General features: G+C 69.6%; 23 protein-coding genes and 1 tRNA gene. 13 read left to right on the top strand and 11 right to left on the bottom strand.

The features are described from left to right. Window positions 1-125 precede the first annotated feature (125 nt). From E1291_RS16400 to E1291_RS16360, 10 genes are all read left to right on the top strand, one after another. The gene (locus E1291_RS16400; RefSeq protein ID WP_131738676.1) at window positions 126-701 is read left to right on the top strand and encodes a TerD family protein; all 576 of its coding nucleotides are present in this window, start codon (window positions 126-128) and stop codon (window positions 699-701) included. Between the two features lie 40 nt (window positions 702-741). Beyond that, the gene (locus E1291_RS16395) at window positions 742-1,320 is read left to right on the top strand and encodes a TerD family protein (RefSeq protein WP_131738675.1); all 579 of its coding nucleotides are present in this window, start codon (window positions 742-744) and stop codon (window positions 1,318-1,320) included. 57 nt (window positions 1,321-1,377) lie between these two features. Then, on the top strand, window positions 1,378-2,499 hold the full coding sequence (locus tag E1291_RS16390) for a DUF475 domain-containing protein (protein WP_131738674.1): 1,122 nt from the start codon (window positions 1,378-1,380) through the stop codon (window positions 2,497-2,499). An 86-nt stretch (window positions 2,500-2,585) separates the two neighbouring features. Continuing rightward, on the top strand, window positions 2,586-3,164 hold the full coding sequence (locus E1291_RS16385; protein WP_131738673.1) for a TerD family protein: 579 nt from the start codon (window positions 2,586-2,588) through the stop codon (window positions 3,162-3,164). Window positions 3,165-3,459: 295 nt separating this feature from the next. Continuing rightward, window positions 3,460-4,617 carry an HpcH/HpaI aldolase/citrate lyase family protein gene (locus E1291_RS16380; protein ID WP_131738672.1) on the top strand — a complete coding sequence of 386 codons (1,158 nt, stop codon included), beginning with the start codon at window positions 3,460-3,462 and terminating at the stop codon, window positions 4,615-4,617. After that, window positions 4,614-5,978 (top strand): phosphoribosyltransferase family protein, encoded by a 1,365-nt coding sequence (locus E1291_RS42005; protein WP_165495141.1) that lies wholly within the window; start codon window positions 4,614-4,616, stop codon window positions 5,976-5,978. The genes E1291_RS16380 and E1291_RS42005 overlap by 4 nt, the downstream gene beginning before the upstream one ends. Then, window positions 5,975-7,099: a cysteine protease StiP family protein gene (locus E1291_RS42000; RefSeq protein ID WP_165495140.1), complete on the top strand. Its 1,125-nt coding sequence runs from the start codon at window positions 5,975-5,977 to the stop codon at window positions 7,097-7,099. Before E1291_RS42005 ends, E1291_RS42000 begins: the two co-directional genes overlap by 4 nt. Further along, window positions 7,096-7,905, top strand: a complete 810-nt coding sequence (locus E1291_RS16370; protein WP_131738671.1) for an HAD family hydrolase — start codon at window positions 7,096-7,098, stop codon at window positions 7,903-7,905. Before E1291_RS42000 ends, E1291_RS16370 begins: the two co-directional genes overlap by 4 nt. Window positions 7,906-8,014: 109 nt before the next feature. Next, window positions 8,015-9,334 (top strand): MGH1-like glycoside hydrolase domain-containing protein, encoded by a 1,320-nt coding sequence (locus E1291_RS16365; protein WP_131738670.1) that lies wholly within the window; start codon window positions 8,015-8,017, stop codon window positions 9,332-9,334. A 17-nt stretch (window positions 9,335-9,351) separates the two neighbouring features. Continuing rightward, the gene (locus E1291_RS16360) at window positions 9,352-9,846 is read left to right on the top strand and encodes a hypothetical protein (protein WP_131738669.1); all 495 of its coding nucleotides are present in this window, start codon (window positions 9,352-9,354) and stop codon (window positions 9,844-9,846) included. Here E1291_RS16360 and E1291_RS16355 read toward each other — a convergent pair. After that, the gene (locus tag E1291_RS16355; protein WP_131738668.1) at window positions 9,843-10,100 is read right to left on the bottom strand and encodes a YtxH domain-containing protein; all 258 of its coding nucleotides are present in this window, start codon (window positions 10,098-10,100) and stop codon (window positions 9,843-9,845) included. The two genes, E1291_RS16360 and E1291_RS16355, sit on opposite strands and share 4 nt — an antisense overlap. Before the next feature lie 140 nt (window positions 10,101-10,240). Between E1291_RS16355 and E1291_RS16350 the strand changes: the two genes are divergently transcribed. Further along, window positions 10,241-10,313, top strand: a tRNA-Asn gene (locus tag E1291_RS16350). A 67-nt stretch (window positions 10,314-10,380) separates the two neighbouring features. Here E1291_RS16350 and E1291_RS43960 read toward each other — a convergent pair. The 10 genes from E1291_RS43960 to E1291_RS41985 all read right to left on the bottom strand — a co-directional run bounded on the left by E1291_RS43960 (window position 10,381) and on the right by E1291_RS41985 (window position 18,715). Next, entirely contained in the window at window positions 10,381-11,565 is a 1,185-nt protein-coding gene (locus E1291_RS43960) for a tyrosine-type recombinase/integrase (protein ID WP_242614196.1), read from the bottom strand. 32 nt (window positions 11,566-11,597) lie between these two features. Further along, window positions 11,598-11,813 carry a helix-turn-helix domain-containing protein gene (locus tag E1291_RS16340; protein ID WP_131738666.1) on the bottom strand — a complete coding sequence of 72 codons (216 nt, stop codon included), beginning with the start codon at window positions 11,811-11,813 and terminating at the stop codon, window positions 11,598-11,600. Window positions 11,814-11,989: 176 nt separating this feature from the next. Then, the gene (locus E1291_RS16335) at window positions 11,990-13,171 is read right to left on the bottom strand and encodes a DUF3631 domain-containing protein (protein ID WP_131738665.1); all 1,182 of its coding nucleotides are present in this window, start codon (window positions 13,169-13,171) and stop codon (window positions 11,990-11,992) included. Beyond that, window positions 13,168-14,091 carry a bifunctional DNA primase/polymerase gene (locus E1291_RS16330; protein ID WP_131738664.1) on the bottom strand — a complete coding sequence of 308 codons (924 nt, stop codon included), beginning with the start codon at window positions 14,089-14,091 and terminating at the stop codon, window positions 13,168-13,170. Before E1291_RS16330 ends, E1291_RS16335 begins: the two co-directional genes overlap by 4 nt. Further along, window positions 14,088-14,231, bottom strand: a complete 144-nt coding sequence (locus E1291_RS41995; RefSeq protein ID WP_165495139.1) for a hypothetical protein — start codon at window positions 14,229-14,231, stop codon at window positions 14,088-14,090. Before E1291_RS41995 ends, E1291_RS16330 begins: the two co-directional genes overlap by 4 nt. A gap of 49 nt (window positions 14,232-14,280) precedes the next feature. Then, window positions 14,281-14,670: an RRQRL motif-containing zinc-binding protein gene (locus tag E1291_RS16325; protein WP_131738663.1), complete on the bottom strand. Its 390-nt coding sequence runs from the start codon at window positions 14,668-14,670 to the stop codon at window positions 14,281-14,283. Between the two features lie 178 nt (window positions 14,671-14,848). After that, a complete protein-coding gene (locus tag E1291_RS16320; protein WP_165495138.1) occupies window positions 14,849-16,807 on the bottom strand; it encodes an FtsK/SpoIIIE domain-containing protein in 1,959 nt (652 codons plus the stop codon). A gap of 91 nt (window positions 16,808-16,898) precedes the next feature. Beyond that, window positions 16,899-18,026 (bottom strand): hypothetical protein, encoded by a 1,128-nt coding sequence (locus E1291_RS41990; RefSeq protein WP_165495137.1) that lies wholly within the window; start codon window positions 18,024-18,026, stop codon window positions 16,899-16,901. A 225-nt stretch (window positions 18,027-18,251) separates the two neighbouring features. Further along, the gene (locus E1291_RS16315; protein WP_131738661.1) at window positions 18,252-18,572 is read right to left on the bottom strand and encodes a WhiB family transcriptional regulator; all 321 of its coding nucleotides are present in this window, start codon (window positions 18,570-18,572) and stop codon (window positions 18,252-18,254) included. Continuing rightward, a complete protein-coding gene (locus E1291_RS41985) occupies window positions 18,572-18,715 on the bottom strand; it encodes a hypothetical protein (protein ID WP_165495136.1) in 144 nt (47 codons plus the stop codon). Before E1291_RS41985 ends, E1291_RS16315 begins: the two co-directional genes overlap by 1 nt. Before the next feature lie 212 nt (window positions 18,716-18,927). On the opposite strand from E1291_RS41985, the gene E1291_RS16310 reads away from it, so the two are divergent. Both E1291_RS16310 and E1291_RS16305 read left to right on the top strand, forming a co-directional pair. Next, window positions 18,928-19,686 carry a GntR family transcriptional regulator gene (locus tag E1291_RS16310; protein WP_131738660.1) on the top strand — a complete coding sequence of 253 codons (759 nt, stop codon included), beginning with the start codon at window positions 18,928-18,930 and terminating at the stop codon, window positions 19,684-19,686. Further along, entirely contained in the window at window positions 19,679-20,110 is a 432-nt protein-coding gene (locus E1291_RS16305) for an NUDIX hydrolase (protein ID WP_207400762.1), read from the top strand. Before E1291_RS16310 ends, E1291_RS16305 begins: the two co-directional genes overlap by 8 nt. Window positions 20,111-20,205: the final 95 nt, after the last annotated feature.

The following is a 20,205-nucleotide window of genomic DNA, read 5'->3' as shown; positions in this document are numbered from 1 at the left end:
CTCCCTTCACTTCCGCCCAGTCTGGCGCAGACCGCGCAAGGTATGGAACGGATAGCATCACTGCCACGTCGATATAGCGAGGCGCCGGGCCGGCGTCTCCTACGGCATGCGATCTTGGAGGCACTGTGGGTGTCAGTCTCAGCAAGGGCGGCAACGTCTCGCTCACCAAGCAGGCGCCGGGGCTGTCCGCGGTGACCGTCGGGCTGGGATGGGACCTGCGCACCACCACCGGGACCGGCTTCGACCTGGACGCCTCGGCGCTGGTGCTGGACGGCTCCGGCAAGATCATCACCGATCAGCACTTCGTGTTCTTCAACAACCTCCGCACGCCCGACGGCGGCGTCGAGCACACCGGTGACAACACCACCGGGGCGGGCGAGGGCGACGACGAGCAGATCAAGGTGAACTTCGGCGTGCTGCCGGCCACCGCCGAGCGGGTCGCGTTCGCCGCGTCGATCTACGACGCCGACAGCCGCGGCCAGAACTTCGGCCAGGTCCGCAACGCCTACATCCGCGTCCTGAACCAGGGCGACGGCACCGAGCTCGCCCGCTACGACCTGTCCGAGGACGCCTCGATGGAGACGGCGATGGTGTTCGGCGAGCTCTACCGGGCCGGAACGGACTGGAAGTTCCGTGCCGTCGGCCAGGGGTACGCCTCCGGACTGGCCGGCATCGCGGCGGACTTCGGCGTCAACATCTGACCGGTCTCACCGGAACCACGGGAAGGGAGTGGCCCGAACAATGGGAGTCTCACTCGCCAAGGGCGGCAACGTCTCGCTGACGAAGGCCGCCCCCAACCTCACCGCCGTCTCCGTCGGCCTCGGCTGGGACGTGCGGGCCACCACGGGCGCCGACTTCGACCTGGACGCCTCGGCGTTGTTGCTGGCGGGGACGGGTAAGGTGATGTCCGACCGGCATTTCGTGTTCTTCAACAACCTGAAGAGCCCGGAGGGCTCGGTCGAGCACACCGGCGACAACCTGACCGGCGAGGGCGAGGGCGACGACGAGTCGATCAACGTCGACCTCACCGGGGTCCCGGCCGAGTGCGAGCGGATCGTGTTCCCGGTGTCGATCTACGACGCCGACAACCGGCGGCAGAACTTCGGCCAGGTCCGCAACGCCTTCATCCGGATCGTGAACCGAGCCGACGGCAACGAGCTCGCCCGGTTCGACCTCACCGAGGACGCCTCGACCGAGACGGCCATGGTGTTCGGCGAGCTGTACCGGCACGGCGGCGAGTGGAAGTTCCGGGCGGTCGGCCAGGGGTACGCCTCGGGGCTGGCCGGCATCGCCCTGGACTTCGGCGTCAACGTCGGCTGACGCCCGGCCCTCCCCGCAGGCCGGTCGCCCCGGCCGTCCATCTAGCAGAAATACGCCATGATTCTTCGCACCTTCGGGTGGTCCTTCGTCGTCACGGCGGTCGGCCTGCTCGCCGCCCTGGTCTACAACTGGCCTGACGGGCTGGCCCTGGTCGCCGTGCTGGCCGTCCTCGAGGTCTCGCTGTCGTTCGACAACGCCGTGGTCAACGCCAAGGTGCTCGACCGCATGAGCGCCTTCTGGCAGAAGATCTTCCTGACCGTGGGCATCGCGATCGCGGTGTTCGGGATGCGGCTGGTGTTCCCGCTGCTGATCGTCGGGATCACGGCCAAGCTGAACCCGTTCGACGCGTTCGACCTGGCGGTCAACGACCCGCACCGCTACCACGACCTGATGAACGACGCCTACCCGATGATCGCGGCGTTCGGCGGCATGTTCCTCATGATGCTGTTCCTGGACTTCGTGTTCGAGGAGCGCGCGGACAAGTGGCTGCCGTGGCTGGAGCGGCCGCTGGCGCGGATCGGCAAGCTGGACCAGCTGTCGGTGGTCGTGGCGGGCGGCGCGCTGGCCTTCGTGGCGGGCCTGTACGCCGACGACCCCGGCGAGGTGATGATCGCGGGCGTGCTCGGCATGGTCACCTACATCCTCGTCAACGGGCTGGGCGAGCTGTTCTCCGAGGCCACCGACGACGATGAGGACGAGGACGAGGAGGCGGCCGCGCCCGCCCCCGCCGGGGGCAGGTCCGGGGGGCCGTCCGCGGCGGCGCTGGCCACCGGCAAGGCCGGTTTCTTCCTGTTCCTGTACCTGGAGGTGCTGGACGCCTCGTTCAGCTTCGACGGCGTCATCGGGGCGTTCGCGATCAGCACCGACCCGATCATCATCGCGCTGGGCCTCGGCATCGGCGCCATGTACATCCGGTCGCTGACGGTCTTCCTCGTCCGCAAGGGCACCCTGCACGAGTACGTGTACCTGGAGCACGGCGCGCACTGGGCGATCGGGGCGCTGGCCGTCTGCATGCTGGTCAGCATCGCCCGGCACGTCCCCGAGTGGCTCACCGGCGGGCTCGGCGCGGGCCTGATCATCGCCGCGTTCGTCAGCTCCGTCGTCCGCAACCGCGGCGAGGGCGGCGAGCCCGCCGCCGGGGCCGGGGAGGGCTCCCCGCTCCATTCCAGCAAGGTCTGATACGGCGGGTCCGGCGCCGTTCGCCCAGGCCCGGCCGCCCACGCGTCCGCACCCCGCGACGAGCATCACCACCGAAGGAGCCGATGATGTCGATCTCGCTGCAGAAGGGGCAGAAGGTCTCACTGGCCAAGCCCGGCGGAGGCACCCTCACCCGGGTCCGGATGGGCCTCGGCTGGGACGCGGCCGCCAAGAAGGGCCGGTTCGGCCGCTCCAAGGCCCAGTCCATCGACCTGGACGCCTCCTGCCTGCTGTTCGACGGCAGCGGCAACCTCGCCGACTCGGTGTGGTTCCGGCAGCTGCGCAGCAAGGACGGCTCCGTCCAGCACACCGGCGACAACCTCACGGGGGCCGGTGACGGCGACGACGAGGTCATCAACGTCGACCTGCAGAGCGTCCCGGCCAACATCACCCAGCTCGTCTTCACCGTGAACTCCTTCACGGGACAGGACTTCACCCAGATCGAGAACGCGTTCTGCCGCCTGGTGGACGACACCACGGGCCAGGAGCTCGCCCGCTACGACCTGAGCGGCGCCGGCCAGCACAACGCGCAGATCATGGCGAAGGTGACGCGGGACGGTCAGGGCTGGTCGATGACCGCGATCGGCGCGACCGCGAACGGCAGGACGTTCCAGCATCTCCTGCCCGCCGTGACGTCCCACCTCTGACGTCCGTCTCCGGCGCTCCGGCCCGTGGTTCGCGTGCGGTGTCCCCGTGTCGCGGCCGGGCGCCGGGGCGATTGGGACCGCACGGGGCGCCGCGGGCGCCGGAGAGTGCGCCGTCCGTACCCGGAACTCCTGCTTTTTCCCCTTGGTCATCTTCATCATGATCTAAGCCGTGATGGTGGTGCTTTTTGACGAATAGTCGTTTTGACCGACTATTCTGGAATGCTTCCGGGGGGCGGGCTTCGGCGGGGGCCGACGATCCGCGCGCGGCGCTCCGATCCTGAGGGGAACTTTGTGAATGCGGCATTTCGACCACATTGACACCGCGCGCCGCAAGCATCTCTTCTACCGGCACCCCCGGCGCTTCGGCCGGCACGACGACCCGGCGGTGCTGGCGGTGGCGCTCGGCGCGACGCTCTACAGCCCCGCCACCCGGCCCGTCCTCGCCGACGACGTCCTCAAGGCGGCGCGGGGCGGCGTGATGAGCATGGTCGTGTGCCTGGAGGACGCGATCGCCGACACCGACGTCCCGGCGGGCGAGGCCAACGCGGTCGCCCAGCTCCGGACGCTGCGCGAGCGCGGCTCCGACCTCCCGCTGCTGTTCATCCGCATCCGCCGCCCCGAGCAGATCGGCGACCTGGTCGCCCGGCTGGGCGACGCCGCGGAGCTGGTCACCGGCTTCGTGCTGCCCAAGTTCACCGCTGTCACGGGTGGAGCGTTCCTCGAGGCGCTGGAGGAGACGGCGGCGCGCACCGGGCTGCGGCTGATGGCCATGCCGGTGATCGAGAGCCCGGACGCGGTGTACGCCGAGACGCGCGCCGAGATGCTGCACGACGTGGCGCGGCTGCTCGCCAAGCACCGCGAGCGGATCCTCGCGGTCCGGCTCGGCGCCACCGACATGTCGGCGGCCTACGGGCTGCGCCGCCCACCGGACCTGACCATCTACGACATCCGGCCGGTCGCGAACGTGATCTGCGACGTGGTCAACGTCCTCGGCCGCGCGGACGGCAGCGGCTTCGTGGTGACCGGTCCCGTCTGGGAGTACTTCTCGGCGGGGGAGCGGATGTTCAAGCCCCAGCTGCGGCAGTCCCCGTTCGAGGCGCAGCACGCCGCGCCGCTGCGCCAGCGGCTGATCACCTCCGACCTGGACGGCCTGATCCGCGAGGTCCACCTGGACAAGGCCAACGGCCTCACCGGCAAGACCGTGATCCACCCGAGCCACGTGGCGGCCGTCCACGCGCTGTCGGTCGTGACCCACGAGGAGTACTGCGACGCCGCCGACATCCTGGGCGTGGCCGGAGGAGGCGCCATGGCCAGCTCCTACGCGAACAAGATGAACGAGGCCAAGCCGCACCGCGCGTGGGCGGAGCGGCTGATGCTGCGCGCGCGCGTGTTCGGCGTCGCCGCCGAGGGCGTGACGTTCGTGGAACTGCTGGAAGCGGCGGGCAGCCGGTGACGGGGCCGGTCGTCTGGCCGGGGGAGTGGGTCGCGGCCCGCCTCGGTGTGGAACTGGCGGACGGGTCGCGGCCCGTCGGCGCCGGCCTCGGCGATCTCGTCGGCCTCGCCGTGCGCCGGAACCCGAAGCGCGCGCATCTGCTCGTCTCCGCTGTGCTTGGCAAGCACGTCCCGACCGATCCCCGCCTGGTCTACGGCGCGGGGTTGCTGCTAGGCGGGCTCGTGCGCGCGCGCCTGCGCGGTGAGCCCGTCGAACCTGAACATGGACCCGCTCTCGCGGACGCCTTGCGTGGTGCGCCGGGAGCCGCGGCGGTGCTGCGCGACCGGGTACGCGAGCCGTCCCCGCCCGTGGACGCCGTCGTCCTCGGATACGCCGAGACCGCCACTTCCCTGGGGCACTCGGTCGCGGACGCCCTAGGCGGCGCCTACTACCTCCATTCCACGCGTCGCCCTGTTCCCGGCTTCGCCACGTACGGAGGGTTCGAGGAGGAGCACAGCCACGCCACCAGCCATCTCCTCCTGCCCGGCGACCCGGAGGCGTTCGAGCGCGACGCGCCGGTGGTGCTGGTGGACGACGAGCTCTCGACGGGCCGGACGGTGCTCAACACGATCGAGGCCCTGCACGCCGTCCGGCCGCGCCGCCACTACGTCCTGGCGGCCCTGGTCGACCTGCGCGGCGAGGACGACCGTGACCGCACCCGCGCGCTGGCCGCCCGGCTCGGCGCCCGCATCGACACCGTCGCGCTCGCCGCAGGCCGCGTGGAACTCCCTGAGAACGTCCTGGAAGCCGGTCAGGCCCTCGTGGAGGACCTTTCCCGGCAGGCCCCGCCCCCGAAGCCCTCCCGGTCGTATCCGCTGACCCACGTCGCGCTGGACTGGCCGAGGGGAGTGCCGGACGGAGGAAGGCACGGCTTCCTGCCCGCCCACCGGACCCGCCTGGAGAAGGACCTGCCCGGCATGGCCGACGCCGTGGCGACGCGTCTGGGGGCGGGGTGCTCGCGTGTGCTCGTCCTCGGTTTCGAAGAGCTGATGTACGCGCCCCTGCGGCTCGCGGAAGCACTGGCCGACGCACTCCCCGGAGTGGATGTCCGCTACTCCACCACGACGCGTTCACCTGTCCTGGCGGTGGACGATCCCGGCTACGCGATCCGTACGCGCCTGGCCTTCCCCGCCCACGACGACCCCGCCGATGGACCGGGGGAGCGGTACGCGTACAACGTGTCGTCCGCGTTCGACCGGATCGTGCTCGTCGTGGACGACGTGGGCGACACCGTTCAACTCGCCGAGGGGCTCTTGGAGCAGCTGCGCGCGCTCGCGCCGGTACTCCTCGCCATCGTTCCGTCCCATAGGAGGGAAGCGTGACCCTGCCCAGGCCGCTGTACGGCCCGGACTTCGGCAGCTATCCCGCCGAGGACGTCGCGTGGTTGCTCAAGGACCTCTCCCATGCCGAACTGGAGGCGCCGACCGAGGAACGTGAGGCCGCGATCCAGTCAGGACGGGCCCACTACGCCGAATCTCTGCCCGTGGAGTACCAGCCCGGCCCCGAGTACCAGGGGCTGTTCCACGAAGCCCTTGCCGAGTCGGCGGAGCGGCTCGCCTACGCGGCCGGGCTCGTCACCGAGATGATCCTCGCCGAACGCGGCCCCGGCGCCGTCCTGGTCTCGCTGGCCCGCGCCGGCACCCCCGTCGGCGTCCTCGCCCGGCGCTGGGCGCGGTTCGCCCACGACCTGGACCTTCCCCATTACGCGGTCAGCATCGTCCGCGGACGCGGCATCGACACCGTCGCCCTCCGGTATCTGGCGGCGCACCACGACCCGTCCAGCGTCATGTTCGTGGACGGGTGGACGGGCAAGGGCGCGATCAGCCGCGAGCTGTCCGCCGCGCTCGCGGGGCACTCGGCCGCGCGCTTCCCCGACGACCTCGCCGTCCTGGCCGACCCGGGCAGGTGCACGCCCCTCTACGGCACCCGCGACGACTTCCTCATCCCGTCCGCCTGCCTGAACTCCACCGTGTCCGGGCTCGTGAGCCGCACGGTGCTGAACGACGAGCTGATCGGCCCCGAGGACTTCCACGGCGCCAAGTTCTACGCCGACCTCGCCGCCGACGACGTCTCGGCCCATTTCCTTGACACCGTCTGCGCGCGCTTCGCCGACGTCGCCGAGAGGGTCGCCAAGGATCTGCCCACCTTCAGAGACTCCGACCGCACCCCCGACTGGTCGGGCTGGGATGCGGTCCGCCGCGTCGGCCTCGCGCACGGCGTGGACGACCTCAACCTCATCAAGCCCGGCGTCGGCGAGACGACGCGCGTCCTGCTGCGCCGCGTCCCGTGGAAGGTCCTCATCCGAACGGGCGCCGGTGCCGACCTCACTCACATCCGCCTACTGGCAGAAGAGCGCGGAGTGCCCGTCCTAGAAGTGGACGACATCCCCTACGCCTGCATGGGCCTCATCCACCCCCGGTTCGGCAAGGGAGCCGTTCAGTGACCGTCCTGGTGTGCTCGGACCTCGACCGCACGCTCATCTACTCCGCCGCCGCGTTCTCCCTGGACGGCCCGGACGAGTCAATGCCGCGCCTGCTCTGTGTGGAGTTCTACAAGGGCGCACCCCTTTCCTATGTCACTGAGACGGCCACGCAGACCCTGGAGACCCTCGCCAGGGCCACGGTGTTCGTCCCCACCACGACACGGACACCGGAGCAGTACCGCCGCGTCCACCTCCTGGAGAAGCCCCCCGCGTACGCCATCTGCGCGAACGGCGGGCACCTCCTCGTGGACGGCGAGGACGACCCCGAATGGGCCGCGGCCGTCCGTGAGCGCATCGCAGGGGGAAGCGCGCCTCTCGCCGACGTCCAGGAGCACCTGATCCGCCTCGCCGGCGACTTCGTCCTCAACCGGCGCGTCGCGTCCGGCCTCTTCGCCTACAGCGTCGTGGACCGCGCGGCCCTCCCGGGCGGCTGGGTCGAGGACCTCACCGGCTGGTGCGCCGAGCGCGGCTGGCGCACGTCCCTGCAGGGGCGCAAGGTCTACTGCCTGCCCGCCGGCCTCACCAAGGCGGCCGCCGCCGCCGAGGTCGCCCGCCGCACCGGCGCCACCGCGACGCTCGCCGCCGGCGACTCGCTCCTGGACGTGGAACTCCTCGAAGCGGCCGACGCCGCCGTCCGTCCCGCCCACGGCGAACTGCACGACACCGGCTGGACGGCGCCGTCCACCACGGTGACCGCGTCCCGGGGCATCACCGCCGGGCAGGAGATCGCCGGCTGGCTCCTCGAACGGGCCACGGAAGCGGGATAAATCACCATCCGAATCTCCCACGCGTAGAGAACCGACTCCCCGCGGGGACTCGTCTCCGCACGTTTCCCGCGTCACAATCACGGTGAACAGTCCATGCGATCGGGAGGTCATGAGCCCGCGTCTCACCGGTGACGAGACCGCGCTGTGGCAGGCCGCGGCCCGGGTACTGGACGCCAGCTGGACCGGGACGGCCACCGCCGCCTCGCCGGCCCTCTACCCGCACCAGTGGAGCTGGGACGCCGCGTTCATCAGCATGGGCCTCGCCCGCCACCACCGGGCGCGGGCCGAAACCGAGCTCCTCTCCCTGTTCCGCGGCCAGTGGGCGGACGGCATGCTGCCCCACATCGTCTTCGACACCGCGCACGCACGGCAGGCGTTCTTCCCCGGCCCCGAACTATGGCGCAGCGAGCGGCACCCCACGGCCCCCAACGGCGTCCACACCTCCGGCCTGACCCCGCCGCCCCTGCACGCACTCGCCGCCCTACGGCTGCACGAGTGCGCCCCCAGCGTGGACCAAGGCAGGGCCTTCCTCGAACGCCTCTACCCCCTCCTGGCGGCCCAGCACCACTACCTGGCGCACGCCCGCGACCTGGGCGGCGGCGGCCTGATCGCGATCTGCCACCCCTGGGAGTCGGGTCAGGACAACAGCCCCGCCTGGGACCGTCCCCTCTCCGCCCTACGGCTCCCACCCACCGCCTACGCCCCCGCCCACATCCCCAGGACGCTCCCCACCGGCGAGGACCACGACCGCTACGTCCGCCTCGCCGCCCTCATGCGCGAGGCCCGCTACAGGCCCGGCTACCTCCGCGACGAGCACCCCTTCGCCGTCGAGGACCCCCTCGTCAACGCCACCTACCTCGCCTCCACCCACGCCCTCGCCGAGATCGCCGCGATCGTCGGCGCCGACCCCGCCCCCCACCGGGCCCACGCCGAACACGTCCACACCGCGCTCCTCGACCGGCTCTGGGACCGCGAGACCTGCTGCTTCCGCGCCCGCGACCTGCGCGCCGGGAACCTGCTGCCCGTCGTCACCGCCGCGTCCTTCGGGCCCCTGCTCGACCCCGACCTGCCCGCGCCGCTCGTGCGCGACCTCGTCGACCTCCTGCTGTCGGCCCGCTTCGCCGGCGCCGCCGGCTACCCCGTCCCCACCTGCGACATCCAGGCGCCCGCCTTCGACCGGGGCGGCTACTGGCGCGGCCCCACCTGGATCAGCACGAACTGGCTGCTCTGGTACGGCTCCCTCAATCACGACCTGCCGGTGATCGCCGACCTGCTGTACGGCGCCACCATGCGCCTCGTCCGCCAGTCCGGGTTCCGCGAGTTCTTCGACCCCTTCGACGGCACCGGCCGCGGCGGCCACGACCACTCCTGGTCGGCCGCGCTCGTCCTGGACCTTCTCGCGGCCCGCCGCGCCACCCAGGCCGCCTGATCGCCTACCGTGGGGGCATGCGCCTCCTCAGCGGCCGCCTTCCCGCCGCCCTCCGCGACGCGCTCGCCCTGGAACGCGGCGAGCGCGTCCTCGCGTCCGCCCCCACCCGCGGCGGCTCCCACGTCGTGGCCACCACCACGGCCCTGCACCTTCCGGCCCCCTCCGGAGGCTTCACCCGCGTCCCCTGGGAGCGGGTCGACCAGGCGTCCTGGAAGGACGGCTGGCTCCACGTCCACGAGACGTCGGGCGGCGCCGAGCACCACGTCCGGCTCACCGACCCGGGCTCCGTCCCCGAGACGGTCAGGGAACGCGTCACCGCCACCATCGCGGTCAGTCACCAGGCGCGCCTGCCCGGCGGCGGCAAGGTCCGCATCGCGGGCCGGCGCCCCACCACCGGCGGCCCCGTCCGCTGGTCGTTCGTCTTCGACGCGGGCCTCGACCCCGCCGACCCGGGCCTGCGCGCCCAGGCGGAACAGGTCCTGGAGGACCTGCGCCGCCAGACCGGCCTCTAACCCGGCTGGACGGACGGCTTCTCCTGCTCCGCCTTCGCGCGCTTCCCGCCGATCTGCTCGGGCACCCGCTCCTTCGCCGACGACGCCACCGACCCGGCCTTGCCGCGGATCACCTCGGCGGCCTCCTGCACGTTCGGGTTCTCCGACACCTGCCGCGAGACCCGCTTGATCTGCTCATAGCGCTCCCGCCCGGCCTTCGTCCCGAGGACGTAGCCGATGGCGGCGCCCGCCATGAAGGCCATGCGGTACTTCATGTCCAACCTCCAGTGCAGCCGAAAGGTGTCACCCCCTATACCCACCAACACCGCCCCCACCCCTTCGCGCGCGCGAACAGGTCCGGACATGCGCTAACCTAGACGCGCTGGCGAGCCCCCGGGCCCCGCCCGCCGCACGATCCCGCGTAGCTCAATCGGCAGAGCAGCCGGCTGTTAACCGGCAGGTTATTGGTTCGAGTCCAATCGCGGGAGCTTCGCTTTGCCCCCAAAAGCCACAGGTCAGGGCCGGTTCTCCGCATGGAGAACCGGCCCTGACTCGTTACTGAGGGACAAACTGAGGTACTGGGATCTTCACCTCGGTCGGGAAGATCTGGTCCATCGCCTGTGCCCCGTCCTGGATCACGGGCCGGATCTGCTGCCGGTAGACCTTCTCCGTGACCTGGGTCCCGCTGTGCCCGACCAGTAGGGCGATCTGCTCGATGGGCATCCCGTTGTCCGAGAGCAAGGACACGAAGCTATGCCGCATCTCCCGTGCACACCAGTCGGCGGCGACCAGCCCAGCGGGACCGACCACTTCCGCGCGGAACGCCCGGAGGACGGTCATCGCCCCCCGGACCTTTCCGTCCTTGCCGGGGAAGACCAGCGCTTCGGCGTCCGGCCGCTCGGGGAGGCTCTGCCACAGGTCCCGCAGGGCGATGACGCAGCGCTCGGGGAGTTTGAGCGTGCGGCGAGACTTCTTTGTCTTGGTGTCGCCGGTCGCGCGGACGGACCGCCACACGTAAATGGCGAATTCCTCGTGATCCCATCCGGCTTCGTGGATCGGACGCCACGCCCCGACGTGCTTGTCGTAGGCGACGACATGAGCCCACGGGAGTTTGCGAACCTCCTCTGTCCGCGCCCCGGTCAGCAGCGACAGGACGACGTATTGCCGCATGTCGCTCCGGGCTCGCTCGGCCGCGTCGAGCACGAGCAATGCCTGAGGGAAGGTCAGTGCCTTGGACGGCCGGCCGGGCCGCTTGCCGGTCGGTACCTGGCACAGGTCGACGACATTGCGCGTGACCCGCGCGTCCCGCTTCATCACCCGTTCGATCGACCGTCTGAGCACGGAACGAACCTCACGCAAGGACTTGGTACTCAAGACTTCGGCGCGGCCTTCCAGCCACTCCTCAACCTCATCAGCGGTCAACTCGACGACCGGCCGCTCTCCCAACTGCGGAAGGATGTGATGCTCGGCAAGGCTCCGGGCGTTCGTGACGGTCGAGGTGTCCCTGCCCATGAGGCCGTACCGGAGGAACCTCTGTACGGCCTCGACGACCTTGACGTCGTCGGCGGGCTTCGGGGCCGGGCTCTGCCTCTCCTCATGCTTCTTGATGTTCACGGCTAGCTTGTCGAGCGCAGCCGTCCGAGTCTTGCCGCTCCCCTTGATGACGTGCCGCCGGCCGTTGGGCCGGACTCCGACGTCCTTGGATGCGATCCAGCGCTTGCGGGACTCGTCCCAGTACACGCCCCCCTCCCCAGGGGAGCGGCGCTTCGCACTCACGCGGCCTCCTTCTCCAGCAACGTCAGGTACTCGACAAGGGCGCTGGCCGGGACGAACCGGGCGCTGTGCTCGGTGACGGTCCGCAGGCGGCCCGCCCGGACCATTTCGTAGATACGGCTTCGGCTGAACGGCAGGATTCCGGGCAGTTCGGAGATCTTGTAGAGCGGCTTGAGCTGTCCGACAAGCGCGGCCGGGATCGTCTCTTCGGCCATGATCCTTACAACCTCCGTGAGGGGGTGTCCGTCGCATTCGGGGTCGGGGTTGAGGGGGGTAGCCGTACCAGCCGTACCAGCCTCGTTCTTGCTGGTCAGGGCTGGTACGACTTGGTTCCCTGGTACGGCTTGAGCCGTACCAGGGGCGCAGGGTGGTACGGCTTGAGCCGTACCGGCTAGGCGAGCCGTACCGGGGGTGAGCTGGGGATTTGAGGCTGGTACGGCTGGTACGGCTCCCCCTGGTGCAGGATGACGATCTCGGCCTCGGGACCGGTCTCCGTGGGCGGGTTGGGGTCGCCGCAGTAGCGCTCCCAGGCGTCGGTGAAGGCCGTCCGCAGGTACCCCTTGGACTGCTGGCCACCGAACCGCGCCGTGGTCGATCGAATCTCGTACTCGCGCAGCAGAGCCCCGAGCTTCACCGCAGTAAGGCCGGTCGGGCCGTAGGTCGCCCATGGGGCTTCGGGGTCGGCCTTAAGCCGTTCCAGTAGGGCGGCGGTCGGAAGGGCGGTGTCCGTCCCGAACGCGGTCCGGCAGTCGGTGAGCAGTCGCAGGCGGCTCGACATTTGTGTCTCGTCCGTCTCGCCGGTCAGGGCGAGGATTGCGGCGCGTGCACGGTCGGGCCAGTGCCCGCCCGCATGGTCGGCCACGACCACGAGGGGTTCCCAGGTGTCAGCGGCACGGTCTTCGACGGGCATCGGAGGCTCGGCCGACTCCAGGGTTTCGAGGTCGCCGCGCAGCCACTCGGCGAGCCGTTGCGCGAGCTGGCGGAGCGCGGGGCGGTCGCGTCGGTGCCGGAACGGCGCCACGGGTTCGGCGCGGTTACGACGTCGCATCTTGACGATGACCGCGCGGTCTTCGATGGTGTCGGGCATCACGCCGATACCAGCGAGCGCGGCCATGGCGAAGGTGGGGATGGACTCCACGCGGCCGGTGTTGGCGTCGTACCGTTTGGCCGGCCGATTGCGCTGATGGCCAGCGTTCAGCAGTCCGCGCAGGTCTTCGTTGCCGTCGGCCTTGGGCCCGAAGATGGTGTCGGCCTCGTCAACGAGCATGGTCGGCGGGTCCTCGGTGATCGACCGGTACACGGCGGCCGAACTGCTGTTGACGGTGATGAACGGGTCGTGGCACGTCGCCTCCACCACGTCCAGCAGCCGGGACTTGCCGCACCGCTTCTCCGGGCCACGGATGACCAGGCGGGGCGCGTGCGGCCAAGCGGGCTGAGCGTGCGTCGCGGCGATCCACAGCGCGACCGCGTGCGCGGCCTCGACGCTGGGAAGGATCACGTACCGGTTGAGCGAGTCCAGCAGGGCGTCAAGCAACTCGGCGCCCGTGAGCTGCTGCTCAGGCTCGGGGTTCATGCGGCCTCCTGTCGGCGGGTGATGGTGCGGGGACGACGCGCCCCAGCGGTCAGGGCGGCGGCGATCGTGGCGAGAGCTTCGGACTCGGTGAATCCGTCCTTGCCGGGGCTGTAGTGGACGCTGACGGCTTCGACCAAGACGGCCCTTACGAGAGGCTCGGGAAGGGCTCCAGAGCCCACCAGCCGCCCCAGGTTGTAGGCGGCCTTGTTGAGCGCGTAGTTGCGCTGGCCGATCTGCGCTTCGGTCACCCGCTGCGCCTCCCCCTTGAGTGCCGCCTGTAGGTAGCCGTCAAGGTCGGCGACGCCTGCGGGCGAAGGGGCACTCAAGTGGGGGCGGGGCGTAGGGGCGGGCGCGGTGAGCACGTCCCGCAACCAGGTCGGCAGGGGCGCGGGCGGAGCGTCGTTGACGACGTCGTACGAGCCCGCGCCGTCCGGCAGGTCGACGACGCTGCCGGGTCCGACGACGTACCCACCACAGGCGCGGGTGTCGATCAGCCAGCCGTGTCGCCCGGAGGTGTTGCGCAGTTCGGCACCGGGCGGGGCGTCGAAGTAGAGGTGTGTGCCACCGCGCCGGGTCCGAACGGTGAACGTGTCGGTGGGGTAGGGCTGGCCGTGCCGCTCGCACAGGACGGCGAACGCGTCGGCTCCTTCGTTGACACCGGGCAGGGCCCAAGCTGCGGGAGGCCGCTCGCCGGGCTTGGGCATGTCGAGGTCGATCACGACCAGCCGAGACGGCCCGCACGCCACCGCGACATTGAACGGCCCGCGCGACCAGAACGCGGTGATCCGGCCGGGGTCGGTGGTGGCGTGCCTCTCCCAGTCGGTGAACCGGGCCAGCGGGGTCTTGCGCCGCGCCCGTAGCGGGAAGACGTGCCAGCCGCGCCGCGCGGCGGCCAGTGCGTACGGCAGGGTGCCGTTCACAGCTCGTCCTCGTCGTACTCCAGCGGGCACGGCTCGTCGTCGTGGTTCTCACCGCAGATGGGGCACGCGCAGTCGTCGCACAGCTCCAGCCCGTTGAGGTCGTCGAGGTCGCCGCAGCTGACGCAGTCGCCGGTGATCACGTGTTCTCCTTGCAGGGTGGGGTTGGTTGGCGGTCGTAGGTGTGGGTGTTCATGCGGCGTGGATCTCCCAGTCGGTGAGGCAGTCGAGGCACGCGCCGTAGCGGGTGGGCAGGACGTAACCGGCGTCCTCACCACAGCGGGGGCAGGTACGGCGGGCGGCCATGGCCTTGTCGAGGGCGCCGAGCTGGCGCGGGGTGGCGGTCCGCTTGGGCAGAGCGAAGCGGACGTCGTAGAGGTAGGCGGCCCGGACGTGCGGGCGCCTGCGGGAGGCCCAGAGGATCTGTCCGCAGACGGGCTGTCCGCCGGGGCGCAGCCCACGGGCGGTGAGCTGACGACGGGTGAGCAGGTGGGCGGGAGCCATCCGCCACGGCCACGTGGGGATGCCGTAGCGGGTGCCGGTCGGGTCCATGAACCGGTCGATGCTCAGGGTCTTGGGCATGGAAGGTCGCACCTCCTTGCAGGTGGGGGTTTCCGGGGTGTCTGGCTGGGGGTCTCTAGCGGGTCTAGAGCGGCTAGTTGCCTGGTCAGATGTGGTTCGGGTGGCTAGGGGAGGGGCCTAGGTTCTAGAGGCTGCGCGCCTAGATCTAGGCCCCTCTCAGAGGCCGGTCAGGCGGGTTTTAGGCCCTGTCGAGGGCCTGTGTGACGTCCTCGCGGCGGTAGCCGTTGCGGTTGCGGCCGTCGATGTCGACCTGCCGGGGGAAGACTCCGAGCGGCTTGAGGGCGGCGGCCAGCTTGGTCGGCTCCCAGTCGGCATAGCCGCCCATCCGGGTGAGCGCGGCCAGGATGTCGGCGGTGTGCGCCCCCTTGGGGTGCCCGCCCATGGCCTCCAGGACGGCCAGCAGGAGCTTGACCCCGGGACGTTCGGCGCTAGCGGGGAGGGTGCCAGCGCTCCTACGCAGGTCGTAGGCGCGGGTCGCCAGCCCGGACAGCTCACTCTCGTTGAGGAACGCCGATCGGGTCTGGATCGGCAACGCGCCCTCCGACAGCAGGAAGCCCGCGCCGCGCTGGTCGGCGTTGAAGGTCGCCGCGCTGTAGCCCTGGCCGGCGCGGCCCGACCCCAGGATGGTGTCGGAGGCGTCGGGGGTGGTGCAGCGCAGCGCCCACCGGATCGACAGGATGTCGCGCAGCCGGGTCGGGACGACTTCGGCGGCGGGGCGCTGGGTGACGGCTCCGGTCACGATGGCGGCGGCCCGCCCGCGTCCAACGATGTCGGCGACCGACAGCACGAACGCCTTGTCCAGCTTGGTGTCCCCGGACGCTGACCAGGTCTGGATCTCGTCCAAGTGGAGCAGGACCGGGTTGATGCCGTACTTGACGGCGATCTCACGCGTGATCTTCGGGGTGCCGAGCTTGCGGAGCAGCTTGTAGCGCCGGTTCATCTCCTCCCGGACGGTTTCCAGCATCTCCATGACCGGGTCGTGGCCCTGCCGGTCGCCGATGACGCCCTGAGCCAGCGGCTCGAACAGCATCTGATCGAAGCCGTACTTGCCATCTCCCAGGTACAGGTCGATGTAGGGGTCCATGGAGGCGAAGGTCAGGATGTTGTTCGAGGCGACGGACTTGCCGCCGCCCGGCTCGCCACCGATCAGGTACGAGCGTTCGACCAGGGAGAAGGCGACTTCCCGCCCGCGTGCGTCGCGGCCGGCAAACACCTTGTCGTGCCAGAAGTCGACCGGCCCGGCCTGGGAGACGATCGGGTTCTCGACCCTGCTGCCCTGCATCGGGTCTTCGTCGGCGACCCACAGCTTGACGCGCCCGTTGTGGCCCTTGACCGGATCAAGCGCGACCTGTACTTCGTCTACGCCGATCGCTGAGGCGATCTCGGGGCGCTTCTTGGCGGCGGTGCGGTAGGGGGTGCCGGGCGGTAGTTCGACCGTGGCGATCCAGGCGTCACCATCGCGGGTGACCGCGCCGATCACCCGGAGCTGGTCGTGCTTGCCGAGCTTGGCGTTCGCGAGCGCCAGCCGCACGGCCTTGCTGCCCGGGTGTGTGCCCAGCGCTTTGCGGCCGTCATCGTGAGTGGTGCCCGCCGCCCGAATCTTGCGCTCGGCCGCGCCCGCCACTCCAAGCCCCAGCAGGGCGGAGAGGGTCACCAGGGACGGGCCGAACGATGCCCACATGACCGCACTGGACAGCACGGTCATGCCGAACGCGGCGCCCGCCATCCTCTGCCGGGACTTGCGCAGGTCCAAGACCATCTTGGGGTTGGTGCCGAACTGGGCGTCCAGCTCGCGGGCGGTCGCCCACCTCCACACGGCGGCGATACCGCGTCCGGTGCCGAGCGGCCCGAAGACCAGCTCATGCTTGATGACGGCGGCGACGATGACGTCGGGACGCTTGACCATCTCACCGACGCGGGACACCAGCATTTCCCCCGACGCACGCCAGTCCGCCGCCATCTGCGCGCGGCTCGACACGGCCGCCTCGGGCACCTTGGCCCGCTCCTTGACGATCCGGCCCTCAAGGGGAGGCGTGTCGTCGCGCTGCTCGGTGCCTGGCTGCTGAGGAAAGATGACGATCTCGGCGTCGAGCCCGCCGTCGTCGGGGTCCTTCTCGTGGTTCGGTTCAGGGTTCATGCTGGGGTTGCTCCTTCTAGGAGAAGCGGGCGGCGGCGTTGTCTTGGCGGATGGGCCGCCGCCCGCGCTGGTCGGAGTCGAGGGCGGTTGGCTAGGCGGCCAGCGGAGCGGCCATGACGCGCTTGGCGCGGTCGAAGCTGATGCCGAGCGCGCTCTGTACGCGCCGCACCGGGGCGTTCTCGGGAAGGTCGCCGGAGGAGACGAGAGCGGCCAGCCGCTCCCGTAGGGCGTCATCGGTCATGGCGCGGGCGGAGGGGGGCTTGGCGGACCGGCGAGCGGCGGGCGGCACCCGGACGCCCTTGTTGGGCCGGTTCGCTTTCGCTGCCGAAGCGCGCTGTTCGGGCAGGTCAGCCCCGAAACTCGGGGCGAGAGTCTGAACGGGTTCGACAGCGGGTGCGGGAAGGCTTTCGGGGTCAAGGTTCAGGTCGGCCAGCAACGGCACCGAGACGCCATGTTCGTCGGTCCACGGGTCGGCGTCGGCGATGCTCTCGTCAACGACGCCGATCAGGTGCGCGGTCGCAGCAGCACCGGCAGCCCCAATTGAGTGCGCCAGCAGTGAGCCCAGCAGGGTGGCCACACTCCCGACCGACCAAGACGCCGGCGCGACCGCAGCGGCGGCCAGGTTCAACCCGATCGACGTCGAGAGGCAGCCCGCCGCGATCTGCGCGGCTTGCTGGTTCAGGCGGCCACCGCAGGCTGCGAGTCGAGCCCGGACGACGATGACCCACACCACCGCGCCGATCAGCACCGGCTCCAGGACCCACAGCGCCCACCACGTCGGGTCAGCGTCGGTGACTTGCATCAGCCGCGCCCCGCCCGCCTGCACACCGGTCGTGGACCAGGCGGCGAAGCCGAGCAAGACGGGAACCAGCACACGCAGGTTCAGCGTCCGCAGCCGCTCCAAGCGAAGCGCCCGCGCCTCTCCCGACCGCGCCATGTGCGCGGCGATCCGCGTGCGCTCCCCGGAGTCCTTGGACTCCCGGTAGACACGCGCGAGAGTCGCCGACGCGGACCCCGACGCCTCCCGCTCCGACCGGTCCAGCTCAGCGCGCCGGGCCTTCTCCGCGACGTCGGCCAACGCCCGATCGTGCTCGGCTTCGGCGGCCAGCCGCGCCAACTCGTCAGCGCGCCGGACCGCATCCCGGTCACGCTGACTCGCCAGGTCGTCGGCCAGTTCCCGCGCCGAGAGGCTCTCAGTGCTCGGGTTGGTCGCCTTCATCAGGTGTACTCCCTTCGTATCGAGCTGGCGTTCCGTGGGGCGGCCGGACTTCGAAGGTCCGGCCGCCCGGACGCAGCGTCAGCTAGCCGCGGATCTAGGAGACTGAGCCGGTGCCGTTGCAGGACGAGCAACTGACCGAGCCGGGACGGTTCGAGACCGGGTGCCGGAACTTGATCACGCCGGTGCCTTTGCAGGCGGAGCAGCGCTTGGCGTTGCTGAGGCCCATCACGCGGCCTGATCCAGGGCCGTTGAACGGACGGATCGGCGAAGCTCCGCCAGTTCGCGATGCGAGTAACCGGCCCAGATTCCGCTCGTCGGCTCGGTGCGGAGTGCGTACTCCAGGCACGCGTCCCACACCGGGCACGCCTCACAAAGCTCCTTGGCGACGTCCACCCTCGCCAGCCGCTCCATGACCGGCTCGGCCTCGAAGACGTCTGGGGCGTTGTGCAGCTCCGGGTCATAGCGGCACTCACCGCTACCAACCAGGTCCAGCAGATCCACCACCGGCAAGGTCGACAGGGCGACGTGGGGGAAGGTCGCCCTCATCAGAAGGCGTCCACGAAGCTGGAAAGCGCGCTGGTCACGGCCTGAACGCCGTGCGCGGCGGCCACGGGGTTCTTGATGACGAACAGCGCGACGCACACGGTCACTAGGGCCTGCGGCCACTTCTTCGGCTGGGTCGGGATCATCGGACCTCCTGAGGTCAAAAGAGCGATCACTGTCCGTCGCCCGTGTCTGTGGGCGTCTCTCAACGTCCACGGATCGAGCCTAACACATATGTCATAGGCTGCAAGCGAGAGCGGCATCATGTGAGTTGACCTGCGAATACTCCGTATCTACGCCAGTTGGGCTATCGTCTCTGTCGTAGGATTCGGCAGGTTTTGAGACGGGGAGGACGGGCGTGAGCTTGCAGCAGCCCAGGGCGCGGTACCGGCAGGTGGCGGACGATCTGCGTGAAGCCATCTCGCGGGGTACCTACGGTCCCGGTGTCGCGTTGCCGAGTCAGCCGGAATTGGCGAGAAAGTACGGGCTAAATCAGACTTCGATCAGTCGTGCAATCGCCCTTATTGAGTCCGAAGGGTTGATTCGTACCGAAAAGGGCGTGGGCTCATTCGTTCTCGACATTCCGACGGTTAAGCGAGTTCGCCGTATTCCTGCCCGTGGGGAAGGGGCGGGCAGTAGCTTCGCCGAAGGACTGCAAAAGGCAGGACTCAGGCCACGAACCGAACTCGTGCAAGTTGAGGAGATTGCTCCGCCTCCCCGAGTTGCCGAGTACCTCAACATGAACGCCGACGACACTGCGCTTATCCGCAAACGTCACATGTTCGCTGATGAGAAGCCTGTACAGATTGCGGCCTCATACCTCCCTATCGCCATAGCGGGAGGAACTGATATTGCCTTCCCTGACACTGGGCCTACAGGACTGTACAAACGCCTTAGCGAGCGTGGCCACCGAGTGGTGCGCTTCGTTGAGGAGATCGAATCGCGTCGTCCTTCGGAAGAAGAGGCAGCCTTCTTGCGGATCCCTGTCAGTCAACACGTGCTAGAGGTTGTGCGTTTTGCGTTCGATCCGAAGGGTAGACCCCTGGAGGTTGTCCTGAACGTCTTTCCAAGCCAGCTATGGAAGCTTACCTATGAGTGGGTGAACGATAGTGAGTGAAACCGACACTCCTCGCCATTCAGTCAGTGTGACGGGTGTTGTTCAGAGAAGTGACGGACGTGTCCTTGCAATCAAGCGTGCTGATGATGGTAGATGGGTTCCACCTGGAGGAGTCTTGGAACTCGATGAGACGCCACAGGACGGAGTGGTGCGAGAGGTCGCAGAAGAGACCGGGGTTAAGGTTGAACCCATCCGGCTCACTGGCGTCTACAAAAATATGCGCTTGGGGGTCGTGACCTTGGCTTTTCTGTGCCGCCCAATAAGCGGTGAGGCGCATACTTCCGATGAAGCGATAAATGTGGCATGGCTAACTCCAGAGGAAGCTTTGGAGGTAATGCCTGAAGCGCGCGGGATTCGAGTATCCGATGCACTTCAGACCAGCGCGCCCTTCATTCGAGCCCACAACGGGACAAATCTCATCTAACCAGGGTTAATTGGTCATAGCGGTTGGGTGAGTGGACGGGCCGGTGGTGTGGGCGTATGCCGGTGGCATGGCCAGATACCCCCAGGGCGGCGGGA

Source organism: Actinomadura roseirufa, from assembly GCF_900659635.1.
Classification (GTDB): domain Bacteria; phylum Actinomycetota; class Actinomycetes; order Streptosporangiales; family Streptosporangiaceae; genus Spirillospora; species Spirillospora roseirufa.
Note: the sequence above shows the minus strand (reverse complement) of the source record. Positions and strands in the feature narration are given on the sequence as shown.

Coding starts and splice junctions, on each gene's coding strand:
- E1291_RS16390 (WP_131738674.1), top strand. CDS start 1,378: ATGATTCTTCGCACCTTCGGGTGGTCCTTCGTCGTCACGGCGGTCGGC.
- E1291_RS16340 (WP_131738666.1), bottom strand. CDS start 11,813: ATGGCCGAAGAGACGATCCCGGCCGCGCTTGTCGGACAGCTCAAGCCG.
- E1291_RS16315 (WP_131738661.1), bottom strand. CDS start 18,572: ATGAGGGCGACCTTCCCCCACGTCGCCCTGTCGACCTTGCCGGTGGTG.
- E1291_RS16355 (WP_131738668.1), bottom strand. CDS start 10,100: ATGAAGTACCGCATGGCCTTCATGGCGGGCGCCGCCATCGGCTACGTC.
- E1291_RS16380 (WP_131738672.1), top strand. CDS start 3,460: ATGCGGCATTTCGACCACATTGACACCGCGCGCCGCAAGCATCTCTTC.
- E1291_RS41985 (WP_165495136.1), bottom strand. CDS start 18,715: ATGATCCCGACCCAGCCGAAGAAGTGGCCGCAGGCCCTAGTGACCGTG.
- E1291_RS16335 (WP_131738665.1), bottom strand. CDS start 13,171: ATGAACCCCGAGCCTGAGCAGCAGCTCACGGGCGCCGAGTTGCTTGAC.
- E1291_RS16385 (WP_131738673.1), top strand. CDS start 2,586: ATGTCGATCTCGCTGCAGAAGGGGCAGAAGGTCTCACTGGCCAAGCCC.
- E1291_RS16365 (WP_131738670.1), top strand. CDS start 8,015: ATGAGCCCGCGTCTCACCGGTGACGAGACCGCGCTGTGGCAGGCCGCG.
- E1291_RS16320 (WP_165495138.1), bottom strand. CDS start 16,807: ATGAACCCTGAACCGAACCACGAGAAGGACCCCGACGACGGCGGGCTC.
- E1291_RS16360 (WP_131738669.1), top strand. CDS start 9,352: ATGCGCCTCCTCAGCGGCCGCCTTCCCGCCGCCCTCCGCGACGCGCTC.
- E1291_RS16395 (WP_131738675.1), top strand. CDS start 742: ATGGGAGTCTCACTCGCCAAGGGCGGCAACGTCTCGCTGACGAAGGCC.
- E1291_RS16325 (WP_131738663.1), bottom strand. CDS start 14,670: ATGCCCAAGACCCTGAGCATCGACCGGTTCATGGACCCGACCGGCACC.
- E1291_RS41990 (WP_165495137.1), bottom strand. CDS start 18,026: ATGAAGGCGACCAACCCGAGCACTGAGAGCCTCTCGGCGCGGGAACTG.